1 pseudogene is annotated in these 269 nt (G+C 75.1%); it reads left to right on the top strand.

Features of this window, described 5'->3' with window-relative positions:
• Positions 1–269 (top strand): annotated as a pseudogene (locus DW299_RS01950) (DUF320 domain-containing protein); the annotation flags it as partial.

Here is a 269-nt window from a genome sequence, read left to right as displayed (position 1 = left end):
TCGGGTGAGGACGGCACCGCCAGCGGCACCCAGGTCGTCGCCCCGGTGACGGCCCCCGTGACCGTGACCGGCAACGCCATCTCGCTCCTGGGAGACAGCGCCACGAGCGGTAACACCGGCACCGGCGGCACCCCGTCCGCACCCGCCACCGGCGGCACGCCCGCCACTTCGGGTGAGGACGGCACCGCCAGCGGCACCCAGGTCACCGCACCCGTCACCGCCCCCATCGGCGTGACGGGCAACGCGATCTCCGTGCTCGACGACGCCAC

This window comes from Microbacterium sp. K35 (assembly GCF_004794375.1).
In the GTDB taxonomy this organism is placed as follows: Bacteria; Actinomycetota; Actinomycetes; order Actinomycetales; family Microbacteriaceae; genus Microbacterium; species Microbacterium sufflavum.
This window is presented reverse-complemented; position numbering and strand designations above follow the sequence as displayed.